The following is a 14,244-nucleotide window of genomic DNA, read 5'->3' as shown; positions in this document are numbered from 1 at the left end:
ATTTTGCATCCTGCGCCGCGGCCCCCTATGCTTGCGTGTCGGTAGTCATGGGGGGTCGGCCGCAGCGTCGCCCCGCGAGTCTCCGGCCCCATCGTTTAGTGGCCTAGGACACCGCCCTTTCACGGCGGCAGCACGGGTTCGAATCCCGTTGGGGTCACGGATGGGTCGGTACTACCAGCACCACCAGAAGTACCAGCACCACCGGAAAGTGCATCGGCTCGAGAGGGTCGGGGCGTGAAAATAGAACAGCCTCGAAGGCAGTATGCTTGTCTTCGCAACGAGGCCCTGTAGCGCAGTTGGTTAGCGTGCCGCCCTGTCACGGCGGAGGTCGCGGGTTCAAGTCCCGTCAGGGTCGCAAAGAGGCCCTTCCGAGAGGAAGGGCCTTTTTCAGGAGATCACCTCTCCAGCGACATCACGTCGCAACGGCTCTGTAGCTCAGTTGGTAGAGCGCACGACTGAAAATCGTGAGGTCACGGGATCGACGCCCGTCGGAGCCACTGGAACCCTCGCCTAGCTTCTACATGGCGGGGGTTTCTTCGTACCCGGAGGTCCCCGCCGCCGCGATTTGCCGCACATCCCTCCCGTTCCGGCCCGCGCCGAGCAGTGACTGCGGCCCGGATCCCGTCCAGGCGGTCTGCGTAGGCTGGCCCGGCCATGCAACCCGACGCCTTCCCGCCGCCCGATCCCGCGACGCTCGCGCCCGACTCCGCTGCGACGACGTCGTGGCCGGTCGAGCCCCTCCCCTCGGTCCACGCGCCCTACTCCTCCCTCCTCTACCTGCCCGATCCTCGGGTCCGCTGGGGCCTGCCGACCGCCGTGCTCACGATCGTCGGGATCGTCCTGCCGCTGGCCGTGCTCATCCTGCTGTTCGGGTTCGGCGTGCTCCCCTACTCCGCCGGACTCGCCTTCGCGGGGGCGCTCGCGAGCTACCTCGTCGCGCTGATCGTCCCGTTCGCGGCGTCTCGGCTGCGCGGGCTGGGCACGATGGCGGCCGACTTCGGGCTGCGGTTCCGCTGGATCGACGTGCCCATCGGGATCGGGCTCGGCATCGCGGTGCGCGTCGTGATCCTGTTCGTGCTCGCCGCGTTCGCTCCGCTCCTCCAGGACGCGCAGGGGAACCTCGACATCGACCCCGATCCGCTGTGGTTCGTGTTGAGCTCGGTCCTCATCCCCGTCGTCGTCGCGCCGCTGGTCGAGGAGGTCCTCTGCCGCGGCGTCGTGATGCGCGCGGTGCGGAACCGGATGCTCCGGGGCTCCGCGGAGTCGGCGCCGCCCACCCGCGGCCGCCGCGTCTGGGCGATGATGTTCAGCATCCTGGCGTCCACGGCGGTCTTCGCACTGCTGCACGGGCACCAGATGGTGAACGCGGCGACGATCGTGACGCTCGGCGTGACGACGGTCACCGCGGGACTCGCGCACGGCTGGATCGCGACGATCACCGGGCGGCTCGGAGCGGCGATCGTCTCGCACGCGACGCTGAACGGCTCCGCGGTGCTGCTGCTGGCGCTGCTGCCGCTGCTGACTCCGTAGGAAGATCTCGAGAGGCCCGCTGCGCGGGGTGCTCGATCGGCAGGAGTCGGGGCGGCCCGATCGGGGGCGTGGGGCGGCGCGTCAGACGTCGTAGGTGCGCGCCCCGGGCAGCGGGCCGCGGACCTGGCGGTGGAGGCGCTCCATGTCGGCGTCGAGGGTGGCGGCGGTGCGGGCCGCGTCGGCGAGGCCGTCGAGGAGCTCCTGCGGGACCTGGCGGTCGTACTTGTAGTAGATCTTGTGCTCCAGGCTCGCCCAGAAGTCCATCGCGATGGTCCGGAACTGCACCTCGACGCAGACGTCGACCGATCCGCCGGAGAGGAACACCGGCACCTCGACGATCGCGTGCAGGCTCTTGTAGCCGTTCTCCTTCGGCTCGGCGATGTAGTCCTTCACCTCGAGCACCGTCACGTCGGACTGCGAGGTGAGCAGGTCGAAGACGCGGTAGACGTCCGAGACGAAGCTGCAGGTGATCCGCACGCCGGCGATGTCGGTGATCGCGTCGGCGATGCCCTCGAAGGTCGTCTCGCAGCCCTTGCGCTCGATCTTCTCGATCAGGCTGTCGGCCGACTTGAGCCGGCTCGTGACGTGCTCGATCGGGTTGTACTCCTGCAGCTCGCGGAACTCCTCCTGCAGGATCGACACCTTCGTGACGATCTCGTCCATCCCGAACTTGTACTGGAGCATGAAGCGCGCGAAGTCGTCGCGCAGGGCGCGGATCTCGGCGACGGTGGTGGCGTCGAGCGCTTCGGCGACGGCGTCCGTCAGCGGAGGGACGGCGTGCGCGGGTTCGGGGATGCGGGATTCCACAGTCGGACACCCTACGCGCGGAGTCGTTCGAGACCGGTGGGAGGCGCCCGGCCTAGCCTGGGAGCGTGATCACCGAGCCCCGCCCGCTGCGCTTCTGCGCGTTCGTCATGAACACCGCCTCCCACATCCAGCACGGCCTCTGGCGCCACCCCGACGCCCGGCAGCACGAGTTCGACGACGTGCAGCTCTGGATCGACCTCGCCCGGACGCTGGAGCGCGGCCGCTTCGACGCGATGTTCTTCGCCGACGTGGCGGGGCTCTACGGTCCGGCGGACGGCGACTGGGACGTCAACGCCCGCGAGGGGCTGCAGCTGCCCAGCAACGACCCGTCGGTGCTGCTCTCGGCCCTGGCGGTGAGCACCGAGCACCTCGGCTTCGCGTTCACGAGCTCGGTGCTGCAGTCGCATCCGTTCGACTTCGCCCGGAAGGTCTCGACCCTCGACCACCTCTCGAAGGGGCGGATCGCCTGGAACATCGTCACCAGCGCCCTCGACGGCGCGGCCCGCAACTTCGGCTACGACCGGCTCGAGGAGCACGACGAGCGCTACGCCTGGGCGCAGGAGTACCTCGACGTGGTCTACAAGCTGTGGGAGGGCTCGTGGGACGACGGCGCGCTCCTGCGCGACAAGAGCGGCTCCTTCGCCGACCCGGCGCGCATCCACCGCATCGACCACGTCGGGAAGCGCTACCGCGTGCAGGGGCCGCACCTCTCGGCTCCGTCGCCGCAGCGCACCCCCGTGCTCTTCCAGGCCGGCTCCTCCCCCGCGGGCCGGCGCTTCGCCGCGCGGAACGCGGAGGCGCAGTTCGTGTTCTCGGGGTCGCCGGAGAAGACCCGCGAGCTGATCGAGGACACGCGGGCCCTCGCCGCGGCGGCCGGTCGCGGAGCGGGTGCGCCCTCCTTCTACCTGGGGCTCTCCTTCATCACCGGCGACACGGAGGAGGAGGCGCGACGCGCTGAGCGCGAGATCGACGAGTACCTCTCCTCCGACGCCTTTCTCGTGCACTCGAACCTCGGCTTCGACCCGGCGACGGGCGAGAAGCTCGACCCCGACCTGCCGCTCTCGGCGATCGAGACCTACGCCGGCCAGAGCCACCTGCAGTGGATCCGGGACGCCTCCCCCGACCGCGAGCCGACCGTCCGCGACCTGGCCCGGCTCTCGGCGAAGCTGCGCGGACGGGTCGTCGGCACTCCCGAGCAGATCGCCGACCACCTGGCGGGCTGGCGCGACGCGGGGATCGACGGGATCAACGTCGTCAACTGGATCCTGCCCGGCAGCTACGAGGAGTTCGTCGACCGGGTGATGCCGGTGCTCCAGGAGCGGGGCCTCGCGCAGACCGAGTACGCCGAGGGGACGCTGCGCCGCAAGCTGTTCGGGACGGACGAGCTGCCGGCGACGCACCCGGCGCGGGCGTACCGCGGGGCGTTCGCGGGCTGAGCCGTCGCGGGCCGGGCTCTGCGCGTCCACTGCCCCTGCACCGGCTGCCCGCCCCGCCCCGCGCTCTCCGCCGAGCGGGGGACGCGAGGGCGGGCGCGGCTCCGTAGCGTCGAGGGATGATCCAGACCTGGGGAGTCCTGACCGCGCTGTACGGAGTCGTCGTGACGGCCGTCGCGGTGCTCGCGATCGTGCTGCTGGTGCTGCTGTGCCGCCTGGTGCTCGCCGCGCGCGAGAACCTGCAGGCCTCGACGCGGCTGCGCGAGCTGCAGATCGAGCGGATGCTTCTCGAGGACGAGTAGCGGACGCGCGTCGCCGGCCGCGACCAGGTCTCCTCAGCGAGGAGCACTCGCGGCCGACGACGCGCGGTCCGGTCAGGGCAGAGCGGGTCGCGCCTCCGGGCGGGGCGCCCGCGGGATGAGCAGCCCGAGGGCGACGGCGACCAGCGCTCCGATCGCGCCGATCACGAACGTGGTCTCGAAGCCCTGCGAGCTCGGCAGCTGCACGTCGCCGACGGACACGGTCAGCTGCGCGAGCACGCCCGCGGTCACGGCGGAGGAGAGCGTCGTGCCGAGGGTGCGCATCAGCGAGTTCAGCCCGTTCGCGGCGGCGGTCTCCGAGGCGGGGACGGCGTGCATGATGAGCGTCGGCATCGCGGCGTAGGCGAGGCCCAGGCCGACGCCGATGAGGGCGTTGATCACCAGGATCTGCCACACCTCGCCGCCGAACGGGAGGATCAGCAGGTACGAGACCGCGATCAGCCCGGAGCCGGCGATCAGCACGAGCCGCGGCCCGGACTGCGCCGAGAGGCGGGCGGCGAGCGGGGACGTCGCCATCATCGCCAGGCCCGAGGGGGCGAGCACGAGGCTCGCCACGATCAGGCTCAGGCCGAAGCCGACGCCCGACGCGGCGGGCAGCTCGAGGCGCTGCGGCAGGGTGATCTGGGCGCCGAAGAACGCGAAGCCGACCGCCACCGAGGCGAGGTTGGTGAAGAGCACGGCGGGGCGGGCGGCCACCCGGAGGTCGACGAGCGGGCTCTCCTGCCGCAGCTCGTACCAGCCCCAGAGGAGCAGGACTGCGATGCCGCCGAGGCCGGAGCCCAGGATCGCGGGGCTCGTCCAGCCGGAGTCGTTGCCGCGCGAGACGGCGATCAGCACGCCGCTCAGTCCGAGGGCGAGGCCGATCGTGCCGACCACGTCGAAGGTGCCGGGCGAGCGCAGCGTCGACACCGGTACGACCAGGAGGACGAGGACGATGTCGAGGACGCCGAGGCCCGCGGACATCCAGAACAGGACGTGCCAGTCGGTGTTCTGCGCGATGAGGGCGCTGAGCGGCAGGCCGAGCGCGCCGCCGATGCCGAGGGTCGCGCTGACCAGGGCGATCGCACCGGGGAGCCGGTCGCGGTGGAGGGTGTCGCGGAGGATCGAGATGCCGAGCGGGATGACGCCCATCACCGCGCCCTGGAGGGCCCGGCCCACGACCAGCGTCCACACGTCGCCCGCGAAGGCGCAGACGATCGAGCCGATCACGAGGACGACCAGCGCGGCCACGGCCATCCGCCGCTTGCCGTAGAGGTCGCCGAGGCGGCCCGAGACCGGGGTGAGGATGCAGGCGCTCAGCAGCGTCGCGGTGATCACCCACGCGGTCTCGGTGCGGTCGGCGCCGAGCAGCGTCGGCAGCTCGGACTGGATCGGGACGACCAGCGTCTGCATGAAGGAGGCGCTCATGCCCGCGAAGGCGAGGACGGCGGTGATGAGGCGCGGGTCCGGCGAGCGGGTCAGGGAGCGTCTGTCGGAGTCGGGCACGGCGGTCCTTCGTGTCGGCGGCGGACGCGCACCCGGACCGCGGCGGCGGGCGGGCCGTCGTCGGCGGGATCGTATCGCTCGGCTCTGCTTTCGACCGGCTCGGGGCTCAACAGCGCGGGCCGCCGCTTTGTTCCCTCCTCCTCACTTCCCGCGCGCGTCGGGCAGGACGAGGATGGGCGGATGATCGACATCGAGAGCTGGATCGCCCGCTACGAGAAGGCCTGGGCCACGGACGACGCGGCCGATGTTGCCGCACTGTTCACCGAGGACGCCGAGTACTTCACGGCGCCGCACCGCGACGCGATCACTCCGCGCGACGCGATCGTGGAGTGGTGGCTGGCGGAGGAGGAGCCCGCCGACCCGACGTTCGCGTGGGGCCTGGTCGCGCTGACGGAGGAGACCGCCGTGGTGGAGGCGCGCACCGTCTATCCGGGCGACCGCACCTACCTGAACCTCTGGGTCATCCGCTTCGCCCCTGACGGGCGGGCGCGCTCGTTCACCGAGTGGTACATGGAGGAGCCGGCCGACTCCGTGTCCTGACCCGCGCGGGTCCTCATCGAGCGGCGAGGAGCGCTCAGCGGCGCCGGGTCAGAGCTGCGCGGCGGCGAAGGTGTCGCAGTCGATGGCGTCGCCCTCGAAGCCGGCCTGGAACCAGCGCTGGCGCTGCTCGGCCGAGCCGTGCGTCCACCCCTCCGGATCGACGGTGCCGGTGGCCTGCTCCTGGATGCGGTCGTCGCCGACGGCGGCCGCGGCGCCGAGCGCGTCCTGGTACTCCTGCGCCGTCACCGGCTTGAGGTAGGGCGTGCCGGTCTCGTCGGGCACCGTCGAGGCGTCGCCCACCCAGGCGCCGGCGAAGCAGTCGGCCTGCAGCTCGAGGCGCACCGAGTCCGACTCGGGGCCGGTGCCGGAGCGGTCCGCCGACTCCATCGCGCCGGTCAGGTTCTGGATGTGGTGGCCCCACTCGTGGGCGAGGATGTACATCTGCGCGAGCGATCCGCCCGAGGTGTCGAACCGGGTGCGCAGCTCGTCGAAGAAGTCGGTGTCGAGGTAGATCGTCCGGTCCGGCGGGCAGTAGAACGGGCCGACCGCGGCGGTCGCGCTCCCGCAGCCGGTGGTGGTGCTGTCCTCGAACAGGTCGACGCCGGTCGGGGTCGTGTAGGCGACTCCGAGGGTCGGCGTCTGCTCGCCCCAGTAGCGGTCGAGCGACTCCGCCGCACCCTCGAGGCGGCAGTCGACCTGCGTGTTCGCGTCGGCGCCGCTGTCGCAGGCCACCGCGGTGGAGGTGACGCCCTCCGGCGAGGACCCGCCTCCGCCGAACACCTCGCCGAGGCCCGAGAGGTTCACGCCGAGCAGCTGCGAGAGCAGCGCGAGCACGACCACGCCCACCGCGCCCCCGCCGACGGCGATGCCGGTAGTGCGGCCGCGACGGCGGACCTTGCCGCCGCTGAGCTGGGAGTCGTCGTTGAAGGTCATGCCGACGAAGCTAGCGCTCCGCGGACGGGCTCCGCTCGGGCTTGCGGTCAGCCCCAGCGCGACTCGCTGGCCGAGCGGATGATCTCGAGCAGCGCCTCGCGCAGGGGGCCGTGCTCGAGCGAGCCCGGGAACATGTCGACCTCGAGGCGGTGCGCCCGGCGCCAGGCCTCGCTGCCCACGTCGGTGAGCGCGACGAGCTGCCGGCGGCGGTCCGACGGATCCGTGGTGCGCGAGACGTGGCCCTCGCGCTCGAGGCGCTCGATGGTGCGCGACATGGTCTGCACCTCGACGTGGGCCGCGGCGGCCAGCTCCTTCTGCGCGACGGGACCCGCCTGCAGGAGGTGCAGCACGATCAGGCCGGCGTGGGTGAGGCCGATCTCGGCGAGGGCGCCGTGCCAGGCGTGCTCGACCATCCGGGAGGCGGTGGAGAGCAGCCGGCCGGTGGGCCAGTCCTCCATCCCGGAGGCGTCGTCCGCGCGCATCTGATCAGGGTAGACCCGCTCCCGGGACACGACGGCACCGGGCGCGGGACGCTCAGGCACGGGCGCCGGGGCATCCCGCGCCGCGAGGCGCGGACCGCCCCGCCCGTCAGGACGCGAAGCGGTCCGTCGCCTCGATCAGCGCGTCGAGGATCCCCGGCTCGTCGAAGGCGTGGCCCGCGTCGGCGATCATCCGGAAGTCGGCCTCGGGCCAGGCCCGGTGCAGGTCCCAGGCCGTGAAGGCCGGGGTGCACATGTCGTAGCGGCCCTGCACGATGACGGCCGGGATGTCGCGGAGGACGCCGGCGTCGCGGATCAGCTGCCCCTCCTCCAACCAGCCCCTGTGCACGAAGAAGTGGTTCTCGATGCGGGCGAAGGCGAGCGCGAAGACGGGATCGGACCAGTCCGCGATCAGCTCCGGCTTCTGCACGAGGGTGATGGTCGACGCCTCCCAGGTGGTCCAGGCGACGCCGGCGGGGCCGTGCACGGCGGGGTCCGCGTCGTGGAGCAGGCGGTAGTACGCCTCGATGAGGCTGCCCCGCTCGCCGGCCGGGACGACGGAGGTGTAGCCCTCCCAGAGGTCCGGGTAGACCGCGGCGGCGCCGCCCTCGTAGAACCACTCGAGCTCGGCGCGCCGGAGGGTGAAGATCCCGCGGAGGACGATCTCGCTGACCCGCTCGGGGTGGGTCTCGGCGTAGGCGAGGGCGAGGGTCGAGCCCCAGGAGCCGCCGAGCACGAGCCAGCGCTCGACGCCGAGGTGCTCGCGGAGGCGCTCGATGTCGGCGACCAGGTACCAGGTGGTGTTGGTCGAGAGGTCGGCCTCCGGCTCGCCGGCGTGCGGGGTGGAGCGGCCGCACATCCGCTGGTCGAACAGCACGATGCGGTACTTCTCGGGGTCGAACAGCCGCCGGTGGGCGGTCGAGGTGCCGGCTCCGGGGCCGCCGTGCAGGAACACGACGGGCTTGCCCTCGGGGTTGCCCGAGACCTCCCAGTAGAGCGAGTGGCCGTCGCCGACGTCGAGCATGCCGGAGTCGTGGGGCTCGATCTCGGGGTACAGAGTGCGCATGGCCCGCACCCTACCGACTGTCAGGGTCGCGGTCCGCGAGGCGGGCGGCCCGGCCCCGGAGTGGGCGGGAGCGCCCGCGTCCACCCGGCGCACCCGCCTCCCGCGGTCGTTACTGTGGAGCGGACCTGCACGCCCCCGTCGAAGGAGCCCCCATGCCCACCACTGTGCGCGGCGTCATCGCCCGGTCGAAGGGCGCTCCCGTGGAGCTCGTCGACATCGTCGTCCCCGATCCGGGCCCGGGCGAGGCCGTGGTCGACATCGAGACCTGCGGTGTCTGCCACACCGACTTCCACTACCGCGAGGGCGGGATCAGCGACGACTTCCCCTTCCTCCTCGGTCACGAGGCGGCCGGACGGGTCAGCGCGATCGGAGAGGGAGTCACCCATGTCGCGGTCGGCGACTTCGTGGTCCTCAACTGGCGCGCGGTCTGCGGCGAGTGCCGGGCCTGCACCCGGGCCGAGCCCTGGTACTGCTTCGACACCTTCAACGCGACTCAGCGAATGACCCTGGAGGACGGCACCGAGCTCAGCCCCGCCCTCGGGATCGGCGCCTTCGCCGAGAAGACCCTCGTGCACGCGAAGCAGTGCACGAAGGTCGATCCGGAGGCGGACCCCGCCGCGGTGGGCCTGCTCGGCTGCGGGATCATGGCCGGCCTCGGCGCGGCGATGAACACCGGGAACGTGACGCGCGGCGACTCCGTCGCGGTCATCGGCTGCGGAGGAGTCGGCACGGCCGCCGTGGTCGGCGCCGCTCTCGCGGGCGCCGGCACGGTCATCGCGATCGACCGGGACCCCAAGAAGCTGGTCGCGGCCGAGAAGCTCGGCGCCACGCACGTCATCGACTCCAGCGGCCTCGACGAGGCGGGCGTCGTCGCGGCGGTGCAGGCCCTGACGAACGGCTTCGGAGCGGACGTCGTCATCGACGCCGTGGGCCGCCCCGAGACCTGGCGCCAGGCGTTCTACGCCCGCGACCTCGCCGGGACCGTGGTGCTGGTCGGGGTGCCGACTCCCGAGATGACGCTCGAGATCCCCCTGCTCGACGTCTTCGGCCGCGGCGGCTCGCTGAAGTCGAGCTGGTACGGCGACTGCCTGCCCGAGCGCGACTTCCCGATGCTGACCGGCCTCTACCTCCAGGGCCGACTGCCCCTGGACGAGTTCGTGAGCGAGCGGATCGGGATCGAGGACATCGAGGAGGCCTTCGCCACGATGGCCGGCGGCGACGTGCTCCGCTCGGTGGTGGTGCTCTGATGGGCGCGCGGATCGAGCAGCTCGTCACGAGCGGCACCTTCAGCCTCGACGGCGGCACCTGGGACGTCGACAACAACGTCTGGATCGTCGGCGACGACTCCGAGTGCGTCGTCATCGACGCCGCCCACGACGCGGACGCGATCCTCGCGGCCGTCGGCGAGCGCCGACTCCTCGCCGTGCTGCTGACCCACGGGCACGACGACCACCTCGACGCGGTCGAGGGAGTCCGCGCTGCGACCGGCGCCCCGGTGCTGCTCCACGAGGCCGACCGGATGCTGTGGGACGCCGTGCACCCCGGTACGGCCCCGAGCGGCGCCCTGGTCGACGGGCGGATCGTGCCCGTCGCCGGCGTCGAGCTCGAGGTGCGGCACACCCCGGGCCACACCCCCGGCGCCGTCTGCTTCGTCGCCGAGGCGCTCGGCACGGTGTTCACCGGCGACACGCTCTTCCAGGGCGGGCCGGGGGCCACCGGCCGCTCCTACAGCGACTTCCCGACGATCATCGACTCGATCACGGAGCGCCTGCTGACGCTGCCCGCCGAGACCGTCGTCCGGACCGGCCACGGCGACTCGACGACGATCGGGGCGGAGGCGCCGCACCGCGAGGAGTGGATCGCGCGCGGGCACTGACCGGGCGGGGCCGGCGCAGAGGCTGCCGGCCCTCCCGCTTCGGCGTTCTGCTCGCCCGGATGTCCGACGGGTGTGGGAGTTTCGCAACCGATGGTCGTGCTCCCTTGTTACCGTGAACAATCGCCGGTACCGTGCGAAGACCACACCGCAGGCGGGATCCCCCGTCCGCCCACCGGTTCGCTGCAGAACCCGAGAGGACACGTCGACGATGACGTCACGACCCCCGGGCGGAGGCAGGCCCTCGCGCCTGCTCGCCGCCACCCTCGCCGCATCCGCGACGATCGCCCTCGCCGCCGGCGCCGCCGTGCCGGTCGCCGTCGCCGCGACAGCGGCGACCACTCCCGCGCAGAGCCTGCTCGCGGACTTCACCTTCGACACCGCCCCGAGCGGAGGCGCCTTCACCGACAGGTCGACCCGCGCCGCCGTGAAGGGCACGCCGACCCTCGTCGCCGGCCGCACCGGGCAGGGCAGCGCCGTCTCGCTGTCGTCCTCGTTCTGGCTCGACCTCACTGCGACCGACGGGCAGCCGCTGCTGAAGGGTCGCGACTCCGTCACTCTGTCGTACGACTCCAAGCCCGCCGCCGCGGACAACGTCGGCTGGTCGGTCTTCGCCGCTCGCTCGGCCGCGACCCAGGACTACGCCCAGGAGAAGTACGTCGGCGTCCTCGACAGGACGAACGGCATCACCGTCGAGCGGTACGCCAACAGCGGCGCCCGCGACTCCTCGGGCAACCTCACCGGCCCGAGCAGCACGGAGTGGAAGCACGTCGATCTCGTGCTGAGCGCCGGCACCGCCCGCCTCTACGTCGACGCGAAGCCCGTCGCCGTCACGACGGCCGGCCCCTCGCTCGCGACGGTCCTCGGATCGACCGGCGGAGTCCTGCAGATCGGCAAGGCCAACTGGGGCGGCGGGGAGTACTTCACCGGACTCCTCGACAATCTGCGCGTCTACGACCGCGCCCTGACCGGGGCCGAGCTGGGCGCGACGAGCAGCACCGTGGCGACCGACCTGCGCGCCGCACTCGACGTCCCCACGACCGTGCTCGGCGACCTGCCCGCGCAGGTCCTCGGGAACACCGTGACGTGGACCGCCTCCGGCGCCGGCGCCGCGCGCGTCTCCTCCACCGGCGCCGTGAACCTCTCGGGCCTCACCGCTCCCGTCGCCGTCCGCCTCCAGGCAGCCGTCGCCGGGCAGACCTACGCGTGGGACAGCACCCTCGCCGTGCCCGGCGGGCGCATCGCCACCTCCGTCAAGACCGTCACCACGACGAACGGAGTGAAGGACGACCCGCTGGCGTACAACGACGACCGTCGCGCGGACTCGCTCTTCACGGCCGCACTGCCCGCCGGCGCGACCACCTGGGAGCCGCTGAACCGCTCGCAGTCGATCCTCTCCGTCCTCAAGGACGGCGATCAGGCGCAGCGCCCGAACGCCCAGATGGGCTCGCCGCTGCTGTTCCGCTCGAAGGACGGCTCGCTCGGCGCGGTCTCGTCGCAGAACAACGCCACGGACTCCGTCTACCTCTGGAGCTCCGCCGACGGCCGCACGTTCCGCGACCAGCGCGTCCTCCGGGTCGCGCCGGGCTCGGTCGTGACCGACCCGCGGATCGTCTTCGACTCCGCCCTCGGCGTCTACAAGCTGTTCTGGACCGATCTGCTCACCACCGAGGGCCGCGTGACGCTGTTCACGGACCTCGCCTCCGGCACCGCTCCCGGAGCGACCACCCGCGCCGACGCCCGCGTCCCCGGTGTCCAGGGCTCGGGTCTCCCCGCCGGGTTCACCCAGGGCCAGGCCGGCGAGACGGCGCTGACCTCGACCGAGTTCAGCACGTTCTACCGCGAGTACGTCGACCTGAAGAACACCGGTGTGAAGTCGCTCAGCGGCTCCGTCGACTCCGGCGCCGGATCCGCTGCGATCGCCGCAGCGCTCCCGGGGCAGGCCGTGATGGAGTACAACGACGGCTCGACCAAGTCGCTCAACGTCGACTGGCAGGACGATCTGACCACCGCCGTCGACACCTCGCGTCCCGGGACCTACCGGGTCACCGGCTCCGTCCAGCAGGACCCCGAGGCGATGGTCAACGAGGCCCGCGCGGATCCGCACGTCTTCTTCAACGAGGACGACGGCTACTACTACCTCACGGGCTCGCACTACGGTCAGGACTCGCTCGGCCCGATCGAGGAGAGCTCCAGCTACCGCAAGATCGGCCTCAAGCGCTCGAAGACCATCGCCGGTCTCGACTCCGCTCCCGAGCAGATCGTGATCGACCCCGACGCCGGCACGCCCGGTCGCCAGAGCCAGTACCCGAACACCTTCTACGGCTGGGGCGGATACATCTGGGCGCAGGAGTTCCACAAGATCAACGGCACCTGGTGGATCGTCGCCGGCATGAACAAGGGCTACGCGCCTGTGGGCGGCTGGTGCGACAACACCGTCCTGATCCCCTACACCGGGACCGACGCCTCGATCGCCGAGGGCGGATTCCTCGACCAGACGAAGTGGGGCGAGCCGGTCGTCCTCGAGGGCGCGGCCTTCGACGTCAGCTACATCGACCGCCAGGAGAACGGCGCCACCCAGGGCTACTGGGTCCTGCCCAACGGCAACACGCTCTCCCTCGCCAAGGCGACGATGGGGCCCAAGGGCACCGTCCCGCTGGTGACCGGTGCGGTCACCCGCATCTACGGCGAGAGCCAGCCGTGGGAGTCGGGCAAGCGCTCGCCGACCCCGTCCGACACCACCGAGGGCAACGACCAGGGCGTCGTGGAGGCGCCGTTCATCGTGTCCAAGGGAGGACGCATGTACCTCACCTACTCGGGCGGAACGGTCGACAAGTACTACTCGCTCGGCCTGCTCACGGCCGACGCGAGTGCCGACCTCCTCAACCCCGCGACGTGGACGCAGACCGCGTTCCCCGTGCTGGACACCGAGGACACCTACCTGGGCCGCCTCGGCGCGGACGAGACGCAGTACTTCTCGCGCCAGCAGGCCGGCACCGGGCACAACTCGTTCGTCGAGGACGAGTCGGGCAACCTGCTCCTCGCCTACCACGCCCGCCCCTACCCGGACCCGCACACGGCGACCGACCCGCAGAACGCGGGCGGCCTGTTCGATTCGGACCGCAACACCTGGTTCAAGGGCGTGAACATCCGCGCGAGCGGCCGGCTCGACCTCTCGCTCTCGAAGGAGCAGGAGGTGGCCTCGGCCAACCGCACCGTCACGGCGACGATCACCGTGAAGGCGCCGGCTGTGCCCGTCACCGCCACTGCAGCGGCTCGCTGCGTCGCGGGCAAGGTGGTGGTCACGCTGACCACTGTCAACAAGGCCGCGTCGACCGCCGACCTCCGCTGGAACACCCTGTGGGGCGCGAAGACGCAGCAGATCGATGCGGGCCGGACCGCCTCGCTGGCCGTGACCACGCGGGCCGCCTCGGTCGCCGCCGGCACCGTCCAGGGGGTCGCCACCGTCGGCAGCGCCTCCGCTCCCGTGAGCGCCGCCTACCCGGCGCTCCGCTGCGGCTGACCTGACCGGGTCCTCCGACCGACGACGCCCGGCCGCCTCTCACCTGAGGGCGGCCGGGCGTCGTCGTTCCGGTCTGCGGTGATGTGCCGGGCGACCGGGTCGCGACCCTCGATGATCTCGGCGGTGCAGCCGGCATCGCGGGAGAAGACCCACCGGATGACGCGGCCGCGTCGGACGACCGGACCGTTGCGATCCACGAACGACTCCCCATCGAGGGGAGGTCGTCGGTCGGCGACGTACGGGGTGTCGTGAGTC

12 protein-coding genes and 3 tRNA genes are annotated in these 14,244 nt (G+C 71.9%); 10 read left to right on the top strand and 5 right to left on the bottom strand.

Annotated features, from left to right (window positions below; all coding sequences use genetic code 11):
- Positions 1 to 84 precede the first annotated feature (84 nt).
- From C5C57_RS02870 to C5C57_RS02855, 4 genes are all read left to right on the top strand, one after another.
- Positions 85 to 157: transfer RNA gene (locus tag C5C57_RS02870), tRNA-Glu, on the top strand.
- 124 nt (positions 158 to 281) lie between these two features.
- Positions 282 to 355, top strand: a tRNA-Asp gene (locus tag C5C57_RS02865).
- A 69-nt stretch (positions 356 to 424) separates the two neighbouring features.
- Positions 425 to 497 (top strand) — tRNA-Phe (locus C5C57_RS02860).
- A gap of 157 nt (positions 498 to 654) precedes the next feature.
- The gene (locus tag C5C57_RS02855; RefSeq protein ID WP_104297266.1) at positions 655 to 1,530 is read left to right on the top strand and encodes a CPBP family intramembrane glutamic endopeptidase; all 876 of its coding nucleotides are present in this window, start codon (positions 655 to 657) and stop codon (positions 1,528 to 1,530) included.
- Between the two features lie 81 nt (positions 1,531 to 1,611).
- Here C5C57_RS02855 and C5C57_RS02850 read toward each other — a convergent pair whose 3' ends face one another.
- Positions 1,612 to 2,214, bottom strand: a complete 603-nt coding sequence (locus C5C57_RS02850) for a GTP pyrophosphokinase family protein (RefSeq protein WP_104234325.1) — start codon at positions 2,212 to 2,214, stop codon at positions 1,612 to 1,614.
- 230 nt (positions 2,215 to 2,444) lie between these two features.
- Between C5C57_RS02850 and C5C57_RS02845 the strand changes: the two genes are divergently transcribed.
- The gene (locus tag C5C57_RS02845) at positions 2,445 to 3,773 is read left to right on the top strand and encodes an NtaA/DmoA family FMN-dependent monooxygenase (protein ID WP_374953130.1); all 1,329 of its coding nucleotides are present in this window, start codon (positions 2,445 to 2,447) and stop codon (positions 3,771 to 3,773) included.
- Positions 3,774 to 3,889: 116 nt separating this feature from the next.
- Complete coding sequence (locus C5C57_RS02840) at positions 3,890 to 4,072, top strand: hypothetical protein (RefSeq protein ID WP_104224402.1); 183 nt, start codon at positions 3,890 to 3,892, stop codon at positions 4,070 to 4,072.
- 72 nt (positions 4,073 to 4,144) lie between these two features.
- Here the strand turns inward: C5C57_RS02840 and C5C57_RS02835 are convergent, their stop codons facing one another.
- The gene (locus tag C5C57_RS02835; protein ID WP_244230520.1) at positions 4,145 to 5,575 is read right to left on the bottom strand and encodes an MFS transporter; all 1,431 of its coding nucleotides are present in this window, start codon (positions 5,573 to 5,575) and stop codon (positions 4,145 to 4,147) included.
- A gap of 180 nt (positions 5,576 to 5,755) precedes the next feature.
- Here C5C57_RS02835 and C5C57_RS02830 point away from each other — a divergent pair, with 180 nt between their 5' ends.
- Positions 5,756 to 6,115 (top strand): nuclear transport factor 2 family protein, encoded by a 360-nt coding sequence (locus tag C5C57_RS02830; RefSeq protein ID WP_104247847.1) that lies wholly within the window; start codon positions 5,756 to 5,758, stop codon positions 6,113 to 6,115.
- A 48-nt stretch (positions 6,116 to 6,163) separates the two neighbouring features.
- On the opposite strand, the gene C5C57_RS02825 is transcribed toward C5C57_RS02830, so the two are convergent.
- The 3 genes from C5C57_RS02825 to pip all read right to left on the bottom strand — a co-directional run bounded on the left by C5C57_RS02825 (position 6,164) and on the right by pip (position 8,593).
- Positions 6,164 to 7,048 carry a neutral zinc metallopeptidase gene (locus C5C57_RS02825; RefSeq protein ID WP_104247848.1) on the bottom strand — a complete coding sequence of 295 codons (885 nt, stop codon included), beginning with the start codon at positions 7,046 to 7,048 and terminating at the stop codon, positions 6,164 to 6,166.
- A gap of 47 nt (positions 7,049 to 7,095) precedes the next feature.
- On the bottom strand, positions 7,096 to 7,530 hold the full coding sequence (locus tag C5C57_RS02820) for a MarR family winged helix-turn-helix transcriptional regulator (RefSeq protein WP_104247849.1): 435 nt from the start codon (positions 7,528 to 7,530) through the stop codon (positions 7,096 to 7,098).
- 106 nt (positions 7,531 to 7,636) lie between these two features.
- Positions 7,637 to 8,593: a prolyl aminopeptidase gene (gene pip, locus C5C57_RS02815; RefSeq protein ID WP_104297265.1), complete on the bottom strand. Its 957-nt coding sequence runs from the start codon at positions 8,591 to 8,593 to the stop codon at positions 7,637 to 7,639.
- A 152-nt stretch (positions 8,594 to 8,745) separates the two neighbouring features.
- Between pip and C5C57_RS02810 the strand changes: the two genes are divergently transcribed.
- The 3 genes from C5C57_RS02810 (at position 8,746) to C5C57_RS02800 (ending at position 13,989) form a co-directional block, all read left to right on the top strand.
- Positions 8,746 to 9,840 (top strand): S-(hydroxymethyl)mycothiol dehydrogenase, encoded by a 1,095-nt coding sequence (locus C5C57_RS02810; RefSeq protein WP_104226021.1) that lies wholly within the window; start codon positions 8,746 to 8,748, stop codon positions 9,838 to 9,840.
- Positions 9,840 to 10,469, top strand: coding sequence for an MBL fold metallo-hydrolase (locus C5C57_RS02805; protein ID WP_104247850.1), 630 nt, complete (start codon positions 9,840 to 9,842; stop codon positions 10,467 to 10,469). The genes C5C57_RS02810 and C5C57_RS02805 overlap by 1 nt, the downstream gene beginning before the upstream one ends.
- A gap of 208 nt (positions 10,470 to 10,677) precedes the next feature.
- On the top strand, positions 10,678 to 13,989 hold the full coding sequence (locus C5C57_RS02800; RefSeq protein ID WP_104261158.1) for a family 43 glycosylhydrolase: 3,312 nt from the start codon (positions 10,678 to 10,680) through the stop codon (positions 13,987 to 13,989).
- The last annotated feature ends 255 nt before the right edge of the window (positions 13,990 to 14,244 follow it).

This window comes from Rathayibacter sp. AY1C5 (genome assembly GCF_002931705.1).
GTDB lineage: Bacteria > Actinomycetota > Actinomycetes > Actinomycetales > Microbacteriaceae > Rathayibacter.
This window is presented reverse-complemented; position numbering and strand designations above follow the sequence as displayed.

Bases quoted from the DNA above. Each gene is read 5' to 3' on its own strand.
- C5C57_RS02850 (WP_104234325.1), bottom strand. From the start codon at position 2,214: ATGCTCCAGTACAAGTTCGGGATGGACGAGATCGTCACGAAGGTGTCG.
- C5C57_RS02825 (WP_104247848.1), bottom strand. From the start codon at position 7,048: ATGACCTTCAACGACGACTCCCAGCTCAGCGGCGGCAAGGTCCGCCGT.
- pip (WP_104297265.1), bottom strand. From the start codon at position 8,593: ATGCGCACTCTGTACCCCGAGATCGAGCCCCACGACTCCGGCATGCTC.
- C5C57_RS02855 (WP_104297266.1), top strand. From the start codon at position 655: ATGCAACCCGACGCCTTCCCGCCGCCCGATCCCGCGACGCTCGCGCCC.
- C5C57_RS02820 (WP_104247849.1), bottom strand. From the start codon at position 7,530: ATGCGCGCGGACGACGCCTCCGGGATGGAGGACTGGCCCACCGGCCGG.
- C5C57_RS02845 (WP_374953130.1), top strand. From the start codon at position 2,445: ATGAACACCGCCTCCCACATCCAGCACGGCCTCTGGCGCCACCCCGAC.
- C5C57_RS02800 (WP_104261158.1), top strand. From the start codon at position 10,678: ATGACGTCACGACCCCCGGGCGGAGGCAGGCCCTCGCGCCTGCTCGCC.
- C5C57_RS02805 (WP_104247850.1), top strand. From the start codon at position 9,840: ATGGGCGCGCGGATCGAGCAGCTCGTCACGAGCGGCACCTTCAGCCTC.
- C5C57_RS02840 (WP_104224402.1), top strand. From the start codon at position 3,890: ATGATCCAGACCTGGGGAGTCCTGACCGCGCTGTACGGAGTCGTCGTG.
- C5C57_RS02810 (WP_104226021.1), top strand. From the start codon at position 8,746: ATGCCCACCACTGTGCGCGGCGTCATCGCCCGGTCGAAGGGCGCTCCC.
- C5C57_RS02830 (WP_104247847.1), top strand. From the start codon at position 5,756: ATGATCGACATCGAGAGCTGGATCGCCCGCTACGAGAAGGCCTGGGCC.